Origin of the sequence: Citrobacter portucalensis, from assembly GCF_023374935.1 — a bacterium.
GTDB lineage: Bacteria > Pseudomonadota > Gammaproteobacteria > Enterobacterales > Enterobacteriaceae > Citrobacter > Citrobacter portucalensis.
Genome location: NZ_CP092466.1, coordinates 3008073 through 3022556 on the forward strand (window position 1 = coordinate 3008073; position 14484 = coordinate 3022556).

General features: G+C 52.6%; 16 protein-coding genes. 3 read left to right on the top strand and 13 right to left on the bottom strand.

Annotation, left to right across the window (positions count from 1 at the left end):
• Positions 1 to 19: 19 nt before the first annotated feature.
• From hflD to LY264_RS14675, 3 genes are all read left to right on the top strand, one after another.
• Entirely contained in the window at positions 20 to 661 is a 642-nt protein-coding gene (gene hflD / locus LY264_RS14665) for a high frequency lysogenization protein HflD (protein ID WP_003832401.1), read from the top strand.
• Positions 662 to 664: 3 nt separating this feature from the next.
• Entirely contained in the window at positions 665 to 2035 is a 1371-nt protein-coding gene (gene purB / locus LY264_RS14670) for an adenylosuccinate lyase (protein WP_003832400.1), read from the top strand.
• Positions 2036 to 2502: 467 nt separating this feature from the next.
• Positions 2503 to 3171, top strand: coding sequence for an SOS response-associated peptidase (locus LY264_RS14675; protein ID WP_044702837.1), 669 nt, complete (start codon positions 2503 to 2505; stop codon positions 3169 to 3171).
• Positions 3172 to 3475: 304 nt separating this feature from the next.
• On the opposite strand, the gene LY264_RS14680 is transcribed toward LY264_RS14675, so the two are convergent.
• From LY264_RS14680 to LY264_RS25925, 13 genes are all read right to left on the bottom strand, one after another.
• Positions 3476 to 3712 (bottom strand): hypothetical protein, encoded by a 237-nt coding sequence (locus LY264_RS14680; protein ID WP_044702835.1) that lies wholly within the window; start codon positions 3710 to 3712, stop codon positions 3476 to 3478.
• A 182-nt stretch (positions 3713 to 3894) separates the two neighbouring features.
• Positions 3895 to 4854 (bottom strand): YbgA family protein, encoded by a 960-nt coding sequence (locus LY264_RS14685; protein ID WP_046670535.1) that lies wholly within the window; start codon positions 4852 to 4854, stop codon positions 3895 to 3897.
• Positions 4855 to 4867: 13 nt separating this feature from the next.
• Positions 4868 to 5398, bottom strand: a complete 531-nt coding sequence (locus tag LY264_RS14690; RefSeq protein WP_044700520.1) for a DUF3833 domain-containing protein — start codon at positions 5396 to 5398, stop codon at positions 4868 to 4870.
• Entirely contained in the window at positions 5395 to 5922 is a 528-nt protein-coding gene (locus LY264_RS14695) for a chalcone isomerase family protein (protein ID WP_044700522.1), read from the bottom strand. Before LY264_RS14695 ends, LY264_RS14690 begins: the two co-directional genes overlap by 4 nt.
• Positions 5919 to 6404 (bottom strand): DUF2878 domain-containing protein, encoded by a 486-nt coding sequence (locus tag LY264_RS14700; protein ID WP_044700524.1) that lies wholly within the window; start codon positions 6402 to 6404, stop codon positions 5919 to 5921. The genes LY264_RS14695 and LY264_RS14700 overlap by 4 nt, the downstream gene beginning before the upstream one ends.
• The gene (locus tag LY264_RS14705) at positions 6401 to 7621 is read right to left on the bottom strand and encodes an SAM-dependent methyltransferase (protein WP_044700526.1); all 1221 of its coding nucleotides are present in this window, start codon (positions 7619 to 7621) and stop codon (positions 6401 to 6403) included. Before LY264_RS14705 ends, LY264_RS14700 begins: the two co-directional genes overlap by 4 nt.
• On the bottom strand, positions 7618 to 8340 hold the full coding sequence (locus tag LY264_RS14710; protein ID WP_044700528.1) for a DUF1365 domain-containing protein: 723 nt from the start codon (positions 8338 to 8340) through the stop codon (positions 7618 to 7620). Before LY264_RS14710 ends, LY264_RS14705 begins: the two co-directional genes overlap by 4 nt.
• Before the next feature lies 1 nt (position 8341).
• Positions 8342 to 9598: an NAD(P)/FAD-dependent oxidoreductase gene (locus LY264_RS14715; RefSeq protein ID WP_048226850.1), complete on the bottom strand. Its 1257-nt coding sequence runs from the start codon at positions 9596 to 9598 to the stop codon at positions 8342 to 8344.
• Positions 9595 to 10314 carry an SDR family NAD(P)-dependent oxidoreductase gene (locus tag LY264_RS14720; protein WP_044700533.1) on the bottom strand — a complete coding sequence of 240 codons (720 nt, stop codon included), beginning with the start codon at positions 10312 to 10314 and terminating at the stop codon, positions 9595 to 9597. Before LY264_RS14720 ends, LY264_RS14715 begins: the two co-directional genes overlap by 4 nt.
• Entirely contained in the window at positions 10311 to 10745 is a 435-nt protein-coding gene (locus tag LY264_RS14725; RefSeq protein WP_044700535.1) for a nuclear transport factor 2 family protein, read from the bottom strand. Before LY264_RS14725 ends, LY264_RS14720 begins: the two co-directional genes overlap by 4 nt.
• A gap of 203 nt (positions 10746 to 10948) precedes the next feature.
• Positions 10949 to 11677, bottom strand: a complete 729-nt coding sequence (locus LY264_RS14730; RefSeq protein WP_044700539.1) for a MerR family transcriptional regulator — start codon at positions 11675 to 11677, stop codon at positions 10949 to 10951.
• Between the two features lie 235 nt (positions 11678 to 11912).
• Positions 11913 to 12497 carry a DUF4376 domain-containing protein gene (locus LY264_RS14735; protein WP_044700540.1) on the bottom strand — a complete coding sequence of 195 codons (585 nt, stop codon included), beginning with the start codon at positions 12495 to 12497 and terminating at the stop codon, positions 11913 to 11915.
• Between the two features lie 11 nt (positions 12498 to 12508).
• Positions 12509 to 14452, bottom strand: a complete 1944-nt coding sequence (locus LY264_RS25925; protein WP_048214397.1) for a prophage tail fiber N-terminal domain-containing protein — start codon at positions 14450 to 14452, stop codon at positions 12509 to 12511.
• Between the last annotated feature and the right edge of the window lie 32 nt (positions 14453 to 14484).

The window sequence follows — 14484 nt, forward strand, 5'->3', positions numbered from 1 at the left end:
ATACAAGGAAGCAGTGAACGTGGCAAAGAATTATTATGACATCACCCTCGCCCTGGCAGGCATTTGTCAGTCGGCACGCCTGGTGCAGGAACTGGCGCACCAGGGGCATTGTGATGCCGATGCATTACACGTTTCACTGAACAGTGTCATCGACATGAATCCCAGCTCTACGCTGGGCGTGTTTGGCGGCAGTGAAGCCAACCTGCGTCTTGGCCTTGAAACGCTGCTTGGCGTGCTGAACGCCAGCAGTCGTCAGGGACTGAACGCGGAACTCACCCGCTATACGCTAAGCCTGATGGTGCTGGAGCGTAAGCTGTCAGCGGCCAAGGGCGCTATGGACACGCTGGGAGACCGTATTAGCGGCTTGCAGCGCCAACTGGACCATTTTGATTTGCAGTCAGAAACGTTGATGAGTGCGATGGCTGGCATTTATGTTGACGTCATCAGTCCACTCGGCCCGCGTATTCAGGTCACGGGTTCCCCGGCCATCCTTCAGAGTCCACAGGTACAGGCTAAAGTACGCGCTTCGCTGCTGGCTGGCATCCGTGCTGCCGTGCTCTGGCATCAGGTTGGTGGAGGCCGTCTGCAACTCATGTTTTCTCGTAATCGCCTGACGACTCAGGCAAAACAAATTCTTGCTCATTTAACCCCGGAGTTGTGATCTATGGAATTATCCTCACTGACCGCCGTTTCCCCTGTCGATGGACGCTACGGCGATAAAGTCAGCGCGCTGCGCGGGATTTTCAGCGAATACGGTTTGCTGAAATTCCGTGTACAGGTTGAAGTACGCTGGCTGCAAAAACTGGCCGCGCACGCAGCGATCAAGGAAGTTCCTGCTTTTGCTGCCGACGCAATCGGTTTCCTTGATGCGATCGTCGCTAACTTCAATGAAGAAGATGCTGCGCGCATCAAAACCATTGAGCGTACGACCAACCATGATGTGAAGGCAGTTGAGTATTTCCTGAAAGAGAAAGTGGCGGATATCCCGGAACTGCACGCTGTTTCCGAATTTATCCACTTTGCGTGTACCTCAGAAGACATCAACAACCTGTCTCACGCGCTGATGCTGAAAACCGCACGCGACGAAGTGGTTCTGCCGTACTGGCGTAAGCTTATCGACGCGGTGAAAGATCTGTCTGTACAGTATCGCGATATTCCTCTGCTCTCCCGTACCCACGGTCAGCCAGCCACCCCGTCTACGCTAGGCAAAGAAATGGCTAACGTGGCTTACCGTATGGAGCGTCAGTATCGCCAGCTCAACCAGGTTGAAATTCTTGGTAAGATCAATGGTGCAGTCGGTAACTATAACGCCCACATCGCCGCTTACCCGGAAGTTGACTGGCATCAGTTCAGCGAAGAGTTTGTCACCTCGCTGGGCATCCAGTGGAACCCGTACACCACGCAGATTGAGCCGCACGACTACATTGCCGAGCTGTTTGACTGCATCGCCCGTTTCAACACTATCCTGATCGACTTTGACCGCGATGTATGGGGTTACGTGGCGCTTAACCATTTCAAACAGAAAACCATCGCGGGTGAAATCGGCTCTTCCACCATGCCGCACAAAGTTAACCCTATTGATTTCGAAAACTCCGAGGGTAACCTGGGTCTGTCTAACGCGGTACTGCAGCATCTGGCAAGCAAACTGCCGGTCTCCCGTTGGCAGCGTGACCTGACTGACTCTACCGTTCTGCGTAACCTGGGCGTAGGCATTGGCTATGCGCTGATCGCGTATCAGTCCACGCTGAAAGGCGTGAGCAAACTGGAAGTGAACCGCGATCATCTGCTGGATGAACTGGATCATAACTGGGAAGTTCTGGCAGAGCCGATTCAGACCGTGATGCGTCGCTACGGTATTGAAAAGCCGTACGAGAAGCTGAAAGAACTGACCCGCGGTAAGCGTGTTGACGCCGAAGGTATGAAGCAGTTTATCGACGGTCTGGCGCTGCCGGAAGAAGAGAAAACTCGCCTGAAAGCAATGACGCCTGCCAATTATATTGGTCGTGCCATCACCATGGTTGATGAACTGAAGTAATCTGTTTGATGCCGGAGCGTGCTTGCGCCTGTTCCGGCCTTCCGTTCATATCGTAGTAAGCCGGAAAGCATCAACGCCTCCGGCTTTTTTATTGCCTGCGAGATTATCCCTTTGCCCGGTTTATTAAATGTTTATCCCCACAGCCACATAATCAGCGTTAGACTATAAAATTGATTTTGTAAAATTAGCAAATACAGTTAATTATCATAAAATCAATTAGTTAATAAAAAACCATCTTAGACAATTGCGGGCAATATGAGTCATTTCATCGCCCCAAATCATGCCCCAAGCTAATTTTTGCCCCCAAATTTGCCCCAAAAAAGTAAAAATGGGTAGTGGTCTATCTGCCATTTAGCAACCTCGAGAAGCTAAAAGCCATAATGGAATATTGGTGGTGTGGAGCTTCAAATCCTATCGTTCTACTCAATATCCTATACTTTCAGTCTGACAGTTGGCTGGAGGTTTCTATGTGTGGACGCTTTTCACAGTCAATGACACGTGAGGACTATCTCGCCCTGCTCGCTGAAGAAGCTGAACGTGATATCCCATATGACCCTGAACCGATCGGGCGATTCAACGTGGCGCCAGGCACCAAAGTTCTGCTGCTGAGCGAACGTGACGAGAAACTTCATCTTGATCCAGTTATCTGGGGATACGCCCCCGGGTGGTGGGATAAACCACCGCTAATTAACGCACGCTCTGAAACTGCGGCTAACAGCAGAATGTTTAAACCACTCTGGCAACATGGTCGCGCAATTTGCTTTGCCGATGGCTGGTTTGAGTGGAAAAAGGTAGGTGACAAGAAGCAACCCTACTTCATTCATCAAGCCGATGGTCAGCCAATATTCATGGCGGCAATTGGCAGCACACCATTTGAACGTGGAGATGAAGCAGAAGGTTTTCTGATAGTGACGGCTACTGCCGATAAAGGACTGGTAGATATTCACGACAGGCGACCGTTGGTACTGTCACCAGATGCTGCTCGCGAGTGGATGAGGCAGGACATTGGAGGGAAAGAAGCTGCGGAAATTGCGACCGACGGTTCCATGCCGGCTGATAAATTTATATGGCACGCCGTGACACGTGCCGTTGGGAATGTGAAAAATCAGGGCTCACAGTTAATCCAGCAAATATGACGCAGCATTATATCGCCAATATCATAGCAACCATTTGATATAATTGAAATTATCACGCTTTTACTTTCAATAACATTTAGTGGTTATCTTTTACAACTCATTGATTATCTAAATTTTGATTTTAGTTTTAGAGAAGCGTTTTCGCCAAAAATCCAAGTTTTGCCGCCGGCACATTCAACACGCTACCACTACTGGCAAACCTCGATGATAAAGCTTTTACTGCCGATGAGGTCCGCTATGAGCGAGGAGCGGACGTCGTAGAGACATGAGAATAAGAGCGGCTAGGTTGTGGATTTTGTGCTTTTTACTCCCATCCCATTTCTTTGTAGGTCTTACTATCCTGTTCAGGGAAATCAGTTTGATATTCACCCCAATTACGGAACGTATAATATTTTTTCATTGCTTCAAGGTGCGAGTCTGCATCACATGTCCACACTAATCTGTAGTCCAGATCCAGCAATTTCCGAGCAGAGTCTCCCAGTGGACCGGCAAGACAAAACAAATCTAAACCAGCTTCATTTGTCCACAGCTCGTGCTTCATAATTTTATCCCCATGGACTGCCATCCATGAATTAATATATCACGATGTTAGCAACGTCCGCTCCTGGCACGAAGCGGACCAGGTCACTGAGCTGAAGGTCCGCTGTGAGCGTTAAACGGAAATTAAAGGGGGCGAACACGACATTAATTATCATGCTGCTCGGTTCAGCTTATCAGGCATGATTAATTAACATTCAGTCGCAATGCTAAATCCTGCGGATAGGGATCAAAGTAATTCTGCGTCAGCAGGTAGTCGTCCGGGTATTCCACCAGATAATGTTTAAGCAGCGTCATCGGGGCCAGGATAGGCAGTATCCCTGCGCGATAATTGAGGATAACCTCGCGCAACTCGCCGCGCTGGCGCATTGTTAATTGATTACGGAAGTACCCCTGAATGTGCATCAGCACGTTAGTGTGGTTTTTACGTGAGGCAGGTTTCTTCAGGATTGTCATTAATTTATCGCGGTAGACCGCAAAGAAAGCCTCCAGATCGTCCCATTCATGCAGTGATGCGACAAATGGGCCAATTTCCCGGTATCCGGCCTGATGGTGAGCCAGCAATTGCAGTTTATAACGGCTATGAAAATTCAGTAGCGCCCGCCGCGTCAGGCCATTTTTGCACAGCGTATGGAGCTCATGTAGCGCGAAAACCCGTTCGACGAAGTTTTCACGCAGAACCGGATCGTGCAGCCGTCCATCCTCTTCAACCGGCAGCCACGGATATTTCTCCATCAGCGCGGCTGTAAAAACTCCCACCCCGTCTTTGCGCCCGCGATTACCTTTTTCATCATATAAACGCACTCGTTCCATGCCACAGCTGGGGGATTTGGCACAGACGATAAAACCCGACAGTGTGTCCAACCCTGACAGATAGCTCAGACAAAAGTCAGCCATTTTGTCGGTAACGTCTTCGTGAGGTGCGTGGCTAAAACGCATGCGAATATCCCCGATAGTTGTTTGTACGAGGCGCAACGCCGGTCGTGGGACAGGCAAGCCTATCGCCATCTCCGGACAAACAGGCTGGAAAGTCACCCAACGGGCCAGTTTCACCATCGCAAACTCTGCCCGCTTATGCCCGCCGTCAAATCGGACGGCAGACCCCGTTAAACAGCCGCTGATCCCAACGATGGGTTGCGTTTTCATGGCGTCTTCCTCGCTAGTGCGTTTTACGGGAGAAGAAGAGCGTCACCGTGCCGACGGTGAGGCCAAATTTCTTCATCTCAGTTTTATTAAACAAATGGTTAGCATCCTGCAGGTACATCCAGTCATCAAAATTCAGCAACCAGGTTCTGCCGCTGGCTTTCACATTCATACTGTAATGCCAGTTGAACGCGTTGCCCGCTGTTTGCCCCTTCGCCACGCCTTCAATATCGCCAGCAGTACCTTCGTAACGATCGGCGCTGATTTTACGGATATGCCACACACGCTGCTGCTTCTCTCCATCGTCGTACACAAAGCGTTCATTGAGGGTCAATGTGTCCCCCACCACATCGCCGTTAATATCGACATGGAAACGACGAAGCTGTTTACCGCTGCGATCCTGAACCATCCCCCATGCTTGCGTTTCTCCCTGAAAATACTGAAAGATATCCAGCGTCGGCTGCTGCTGGCGATACTCGGTAATTTCGGCGCTACAGCCAGAAAGTTGCATCATCAGCGGTAAGCTTAGGGCTAATAAACGTTTCATTTATTACCTCCAGTGAGCTGCTGCCGCAGCTCAGGATATTGCGTACGGGAACCCAGCCAGATAGCGAGAAAGTTTTCGCTGAACGCCGCCGACTGTGGTGGGCCAAGCGGGATGAAATGCCTTTGTGCCACTGACAAGCGATACCAAAATTGCCCCTGCTTATCCTGGAAGACAAAAACCAGTTGCGTACCCGGCGCAACGTCAGGCCATAGCTCACCCAACATGCGAAGCCAGGACTCACTCTGCGCCTCCCGTGCCAAAATACCCTGCGCTCGCCACTGTTCGCGGGTAGCATCCACCAGTTCTTGCCGTTCAATATTGCGCTGATAGGTGATAATCAGTGCCTGATCCTCTTTCAACCCACGATAGCGCCCATCCGGGGTGCGTAATTGTGAGTTATAGATCGTGAATGGCCCCCAGGTGAGCGTAGCATCACCGACTTTCCGCCAGCTTAACCAGTCTGTGGCACCTGCAAACGGCGCAATCGCCATTACTCCCAGCAGTATCAGTAAGGCAAGTTTCATTGGTGTTTCCCCATAAAAATATGAAAAAACAGCATCAACACCAGCCAGCCCGTCGCCATTAAACCGAGCACGATAAATGTCGGCTCCAGAAAAGTAATGGCACCCAAACGCTCTCCTATCAGATAAGCGATCGGTCCTCCACCGGTGGCCATTATTACCAGCAGCCATCCTGGCAAAGAGGTCGAGCAGGTGAGGTGCGTCCACATGACGGCGAACATGAGCCAGAGCGCAAGCATCCATAACGGCAACAATGCTTCGCCGCGAAAATCGATCAACCCGGTCAGCGCCCACAACGCATCCAGACCACTGCCCGCAGCTGTCAGCATTAACGCGCACAGTCGTTGCGCAGCAGGCAACATGAAGCAGGCCAGAATAGCCAGACCAAGCCATAACACCAGACCGCGCTCACGAAATAACACCACCATGAACCAGTACAAATCGAACCCGACAGCCAGGAGAAAGACCTGTAAATGGCGGTTCATGGACGCTCCGCCGTCAGTTGCACCACACTGATTGTACGGGCGTTAAAACCTGCTTCGCAGTAACCGAAGTAGTACAACCACATACGGCGAAAACGCTCATCAAAGCCCAGCTTTTCAATTTCATGCCAACAGTGAACAAATCCTTGTCGCCAGTGCGCAAGGGTCCGGGCGTAGTCGGGCCCCATATCGAACAGGTTGCGAACCACAAAGTCAGTGTGCTTTGTCATCAGCCCACTCATCGCGGTGATGCTGGGTAAAAAACCTCCCGGAAAGATATAGCGCTGAATAAAATCGACGCTTTTGCTGTAATCGCGAAAGCGCTGATCCTGAATGGTAATCGCCTGAAGCGCCATTTTGCCCCCAGGGCGCAGGCGCGCCTGACACGTACGGAAAAACGTCGGCAGATAGCGCTGCCCCACCGCTTCGATCATTTCAACTGATACCAGTTTGTCGAATTCCCCGGTCAGGTCGCGGTAGTCGCAGAGCAATACGGTGACTCTCTCCTGTAAACCAGCGCGGGCAATGCGCGCTTTCGCCCAGGCAAACTGCTCCTGCGACAGGGTCGTGGTGGTCACCCGACATCCGTAATGACGCGCGGCGTATTCCGCCATCGCTCCCCAGCCGGTCCCAATTTCCAACAGATGATCATTCGCGGTCAGCGCCAGCTGTTCGCAAAGTCGCGCCATTTTGGCCTGCTGAGCCTGCGCTAACGACTGCTCGGGGCAGGTGAACAAGGCGCTGGAATAGAGTAAATCCTCATCCAGAAAGTGCGCGTAAAAGGCATTGCCGAGATCGTAATGCGCGGCAATGTTTTCTTTTGCCTGTTGCCGATGGTTGCGGCGCGTCCAATGACGTAAACGCTCAACGGGTCGGCCAAGCAGGCGAAATCCACTTTCCAGCCGCCCCAGCAGGGTGCTGTTGAGCGCAAATATTTGCAATAACGTAGTGAGCTGCTGCGTTTCCCACTCTCCATCCATCCAGGACTCTGCCGCTGCAAGACTTCCCCCCGTCAACACCCGCCAATACACCGTGGGCGAAACAATATGTACGTCGGCGCGTAATTCAGCCGAAACATCACCAAAATGAAAGACCTGGGCCCCTTCCCGCACCGTGACTGAACCCTGACGAAGGCCGCTCAGCATACGAAAAAGGAACCAACGCGCAACACGCAGGTTGCGCGGAATATCGGGTTCAAGCGCAAAGGTGGGATCGATCATGATCGTTCACTCCTGCTCACGGGATGATTGTAGAGAGGGACTCGCTTGAGCCACAGTCGTAGCGCCTGCCAATAAATCGCTGACACCGTTTTCAGCGTCATCATCGGCAGTCGTCGCAGCAACGTGCGTAAACTTGCCGGCGTCAACGGCTCGCGTTTGAGCATCAGGGTGGCATCAGAAATTTTCTCTGCCTGATGGTTTTCGATATGCATATGCAGCGTTTTACCCGGCGAGTTAAATCGCCAGTGATAGACCATATCCATCGGATTAAACGGCGATACATGGAACGCTTTTTCCAGTGGTCGCTTTTCCTGCGCATCTACGGCGTAGTAATGACGCTCATTCCACGGCGTATTGCGGACCTCCGCCAGCACCCAGCGCAGGATCTGCGCGCGGTCATAGCAGTAGTAAAAATTGACCGGATTAAAATGAAAACCGAAATAGCGCAACTGCGTCAGGAGCATCACGCGACCTTCAGGACGCTCGCCTGTCAGGCTGGCAAGCTGATTCAGTACGTTCTCTTTTAACGGGGTTCCCAGCGGGTAATCGGCATCATGAAAAGTAGTTGCAGCGAAGCGATTACGTTTCACGCCCACGCCCGGAAGCTGAGCGAGCTCGTCCAGATCGAGCCAAGCCATAAACACCTGATAAGTAAACTGGTGCGTGGTCGGCTGAAGGCGTCGGTGGCGTAATACGCCGTGGTACAGGCAGCTGTTCATCTTAGCTCCCCTCTCCTGCAGCAATGCCGTGTACCACATCCAGCGCACTGCGTACGCCATCTTCGTGAAAACCGTTGTACCAGTAAGCACCGCAGAACCAGCTCCGATGCTGACCGTTGATCTCAGCGCGACGCGCCTGCGCCCGCCAGCTTTCAGGGTTAAACAACGGATGCTCGTAAACAAAGCGTCGCCAGACGAAGCGGTCGTCGATGGGGATGTCCGGATTGAGGGTCACGCAAAATAGCGGGCTTCCTTCAGGTAATCCCTGGAGAATATTCATGTTATAGGTGACGCAAGCGCGGGCCCTATCTTGCTCACTCAGGCGGTAATTCCAGCTTGCCCAAGCGCGTTCGCATACCGGTAACCAGCGGCGATCGCAGTGCAACACAACCTCGTTACGTTGCCAGTCAATTGCGCCCAGCACGTCGCGTTCTGCAGGGGTCGCATCCTCAAGTACAGCCAGAGCCTGCGAGGAATGGCAGGCGAAGATCACCTGATCAAATGTCTGTATTGATCCTGCCAATTGTATTTTGACGCCGCTGTCGTAGCGAATAACCTGCTGAACAGGTGAATTGAGGTGCAATTTCAGACGATCGCCCAGCTTCGCCAGCATGGCACGAATGTATTCGCGCGATCCGCCCGGCACCACATACCATTGCGGTCGATGCCAGATATCCAACAAGCCATGGTGCTCAAAGAACCGTAAGAACAGCGCCAGTGGAAAACGGCGCATCTCCTGAAGTGAAGATGACCATATGGCCGCGCCCATCGGCAAAATATAATGCCGCGCAAAGAACACACTGAAGTGGTGCTGGTCGAGGAAAGTCTGAAGCGTCGCGTTCACATCGGTCTCATTTAATGCCTGTTTCGCCAGACGATTAAAACGGACAATCTCTTTCAGCATTCCCCAATATGCGGGGTTGACCAGGTTTCGACGTTGGGCAAACAATGAAGTCAGCGTATGACCGCTATACTCCATACCGCTTTGCGGATTATGCACCGAGAAGCTCATCTGCGTTTTTTGCCCCTGAATGCCGAGTTCGCTCAGCAAGCCCATAAAACGCGGATAGGTTCGGTCGTTATAGACGATAAAGCCGCTATCAATCGCGAAACTCCCGTGCGGAGTCGCCACATCCACTGTCGCAGTATGGCCGCCAGGGGTCGACGCCGCTTCAAAAAGCGTCACCTGATGGTGTCCGGCCAGACGCCAGGCGCAGGTTAATCCGGCAATCCCACTGCCAATGATAGCTATTTTCATGAACGCACCATCCTGCGCAGTAACGCGCGCTGGAGACGCTCAGGTAGCCCGCCCAACACACGCAGCAACACGCCAAAACCCGACGGAAAGGCAATATGGTTTTTCCCTTTCGCCAGGCCATGACGAATCGCCTTCACCGCCTGCTCTACACTTACCTGACCGGGCATAGGAAAATCGTTTTTACGGGTAAGCGGGGTATCGACAAATCCTGGCGAAACGACAGTCACGGCGACACCTTTCGGCTCCCAGTCCAGACGCAAACTGTTAGCAAACCAGGTTAGCGCCGCTTTAGACGCGCCATAGGCTTCAGCCCGAGGAAACGGCATCCAGTGGGCCATCGAACTGACCAGCACCACGCGGCTACCGGAGGTTAGCTGCGTCTGAAGCGCTTCCAGGCAGTTGATGGGGCCCAGATAATTCGTCGCCATCACCCGTTCAACCTTCTCGGCATCTATCCAGCCGTGGTCGAGATATTCGCAGGTTCCGGCGCAGAGAATAACCAGTTCGGGTTTGCAGTCCGCCAGCTCCTGGCGACAGGCGTCTTTGTCTGTCATATCGAACAGGCGTACTGTGACATTGGCGTGGGATTGGCGCAGCTGTTCCAGCCTTTCTGGATTGCGGCCACAGGCAATCACGTGACAGCCGTCATCGGCCCATGACTTTGCGAGCCCGGCACCAATCCCGGAACTTGCGCCAGTAATGAGGACTGTCATCATGCGCGCACCCTCCTTTTAACGCCGCGGACGGCCCAGCCCAACAGCGGCAGATGCTCATAAAGCATCTCTCCGGCATCGTAATAATCACGCTGGCGAACAATCTTCTCGTTATGCGTCCCGACCATTGAACATCCCGGCAAGGATCGTAATTCTCCGCCAGCAATACGCGGATGCGACCAGTACATGGTCCACGTCACGGCAAACCGTCCGCTCTCACACAGCGGAGGACCAATGGCAAAACGGCAGGTGTTCACATTCCCCAGCAGATGCGAGAAATAGCGCTGGATGGCAAACAGCCCGTTATGTTCCCCGAAGGGATCGACAAGTACCGCGTGCTCGTCGTACAACCCGGCAAGTGCGGCGGCGGGCTGGCGATCCAGACTGGCGTAGTAATCCACAAACCTGTTAATAACGGATGGCTGCGCGCGCATAGCTCTTACCCTTATGTGGACCACAACACGTATGTGGCATAATTAAAACTTACACAAACACTTTGTTTTGTCCAAGTTTTGGCTGGGTAATTTTTATAAACACATTTAATTCAATGAATTAAGTTTTATTTTTTTGAGCGAGATTATCTGGGATCCACTAAGGCAGTGGCTAATCGACTCACAGGAACGGTAATGACTGAAGATTAAAGCGGGATCACTTCGAGGAAGTTGACCTGTTGTTGCCAGAGGTCTATCTGTTTTTTACGTGCTGCGGTGAGTTTGCCGGACGTAACCAACAGCCATTTTCGCTCGGGGAAAATTTCAGGCGCGAGCATCGCGGGCGCTACAGGAAGCACATCAATGCGATGTCCTTGTCCAGTGCGACCAAGCGCTTCAAGCCAGATCTCGCAGGGGTCGGTAAGATGCCAGCCTGTAATCAGGTAGTTATCACCCGGCGCACGCTTATCCCTTTCCAGGCAAAACGAGGTGTAAGAGATGATAATACCATCGAGGATTTCACGCAGCGTCATGATAGCCGGCACGTTGGCCGAGACCTGGCTTCGCAGAGGGCGCAATACCTCACTCACCAGTTCAGGGCGAGGATACTCGCGGCCAGCGTCATAAATAAGCTGGCGCAGAGATTCAATTTTCCCTTCGTTCAGGCGCTGCAGCATACTCTCTTGCAGAGATAGCCAGTTATTCGTTCGCCGCGCATCAGGGCGGGCCAGCAGCGGTTTTACCTGGCTTATCGGTACACCTTTTTTCACCCAGTCGAGAATTTTAAGCGCCAGCTGGATATCGTCATCGCTATACAGCCGGTGCCCACCATCTGTACGCTGTGGTTTGAGAAGTCCATAACGACGTTGCCAGGCACGCAGCGTCGTGGGGGTTATTCCGCAAACCCGCGCAAATTCACCGATGGAATAGGACATACAGAACACCTGATAACAAAGAATACTCTCAATATACTACGAACTACGCCGGAATAAACTCTAACTGAAATGGTCGATAAAAGCTGGCCACTTCACGAGGAGGCTTTTCAAACCACGACAGGTCCGCTTCTGGCACAGACCTGCCTATCAGACTAGGTTCAGGTCTGTGCCATAGCTGTGTCATGTCAGATCTAAGTTAATACAATTTAGACATTTAGAAAGGTGAACCAGCACATTACTTCCTCTCACTCCAGCCAACTGGATATTCAGCAATGGCATTAACATCTGTAAGTAACGCTACCTCCGATTTCATCTGCCTCTGCCGTTCGTGAATACTGAAGCCGTGCACTACCATTGCCTGCATCATCGCTGCCTCCAGTTGTTGCAGGAACGCAAAATTTACGGGAACGTCGTGGTTATCCGCATCGGTCCAGAAAAATCCCTCAGGTAACTTTCCTGTTCTACCAGCCATAACCACGGGTGCAAGACGCTCCTGCGATACTTTGCCTCCATCCCACCGGCGATTGTCCAGTTCAAAAATAATGTTGGCGTTTTCCTGAACGTCCCGCCAGTTGCTGATTTCAGCCAGTTTCTGATTTCGTAAATCCTCCACCATCTTGTCAGTCACAATAAAAGGGGCGACAGGTCCATACTTTCCTGATTCAAGCTCGCTGTAGATACGGCGCCCATGCTCCTCAAAATCATTCGGGCATGCAGTGAACGGCAGAAACTCATCAAACTCTGCAAATTTAACACTACAATTAATCGCTGTATGTTCTTTATTCGCCCACTCAGGAGCCTGAATGACCTCAATGTTCATACAATCTCCTTTTATGAGATTCGCTGAAAAATGCCTGCATAGTAACCCAAATTAGTCCCAGCCAGACCTTCAGAAGAACTCGATGCAATTCCACACGAACGCCATGTACCCGGCAAAGTATATTTGCCACTACTACCCGTAATACAAAACGACGCTTTAGCGTCGCTGTTGCTGATAATTCCACACGCTATTAAACTTCCCCCCGAATAACTTGTACCTGGATTAGTACCTCTCCCTCCAGGCGCTGGCATATATGCCAGCGCAAACGTACCTACAGCATGAAGAGCACCTGCTGGTACGCCTGCTGGTCCCTGAGGCCCTACAGGGCCAGTTGGTCCTGTTGCTCCCGTTAACCCGATATCACCCTTGTCACCTTTTGCACCCGCCGGCCCCTGTGGACCTACAGGTCCAGTTGGTCCTGTTGCCCCCGTTAATCCGATATCTCCCTTGTCCCCTTTTTCGCCTTTTGCGCCTGCCAGTCCCTGCGGACCCACAGGGCCAGTTGGTCCTGTGGGTCCCGTTAATCCGGTATCACCCTTGTCACCTTTTGCCCCTGCCGGCCCCTGCGGACCTACAGGGCCAGTTGGTCCTGTTGCCCCCGTTAACCCGGAATCACCCTTGTCCCCTTTTTCGCCTTTTGCGCCTGCCGGTCCCTGCGGACCCACAGGGCCAGTTGGTCCTGTTGCCCCCGTTAATCCGGTATCACCCTTTTCACCTTTTGCACCTTCTGGCCCCTGCGGGCCTGGCGGACCACTGAGGTCTTCACTTTCCTGTATCTCTTTAATGGTCTCAGCGGCGGCTTTTGAGGCTGCACTCCTTGCCTGTTCAGCAAGGAGCTGTGCTTCATCCCTTGCCTGTCCACTTTCTTTCTCACTGGCAGCAGCAGCCTGTGCGCTGTTCCGGGCATTCAGGGCGTCTTCCTGAGCTTCATCGCGCAGCGTCAGGGCCTCATCTCTGGCCTGCTCTGCGCGAGTGGCACTCTCAGTGGCTGCATTTTGTTGATTCTCAGCAGTTTTCGCAGCCTGCAATGCTGATGCTTCACTTAAGGAAGCCGATTGTGCACTGCCTGCTGCCTCAGTCTCTGATTTAGCAGCCTTTTCACAGAACTCCCTGGCATGCTGTTCACTTAGCGCTGCAGCTGCAGCGCTGTTATCCCCCTGTTCTGCAGCCTGTATAGCCGTGAGGACGTTTTCACGCACTGAGGTTTCAGATGCGGCTGCATTACCGGCATGCTCACCCGCTGTTTGTGCTGACGCAGATGCACTTCCGGCACTCCCCGCTGCAGACTGTGCCGAAGCGCCTGCCTCCTGCTGCGCTTTCTGTGCCGCATCAGCGGCGATCTTTGCCTTTCCGGTCTGTTCCGTCGCTGTCTGTGCCGACTTTGCCGCACTGTCAGCATCTACACTGCTGGCCAGAACGTTCTGCGCTGTCTGTCGGGCATTATCTGCAGCAGACCGGGCAGAATCATCAGCAGCATCCGCAGAGAGTGCCGCCTGGCGCTGTGACTCTGTTGCAGCCATTGCAGACAATGCTGCCGCATCATTGCTCTGCGCTGCTGACTGTGCGGCCTGTTCAGCGAGTTTCCGATCCTTCTCTGTTGCACCGCTCAAATCCACAACGCGGTTTACCATTTCCTCAAAACGTTTCATCACCTCCGGACGCAGGTCTGCATCCTTTGGCGCATCGAGAAACGCATTCAGGGTATCCGGCGCATCGGTCGGGGCCACATAAATATCGCCGGCCACTGAGGGAGGAAAACCTTCCCGCAACAGTGACACACTGTAATAACCCGGCTCAGCCTCAATGCTGTAGTGACCGTCCGCTCCTGTAATAGAGTATGAAGTCACCTCAACCACAACGGTCGGGCTGGTTTTCCTGGCACTCAGCTGAATAGTGCAGCTCTGAACCGGTTTGCCGGCCCCGTCTCTGAGCACTCCAGAGATAAGTACTGCCATAATTCCTCCATAAAAAAACCGCCCGAAGGCGG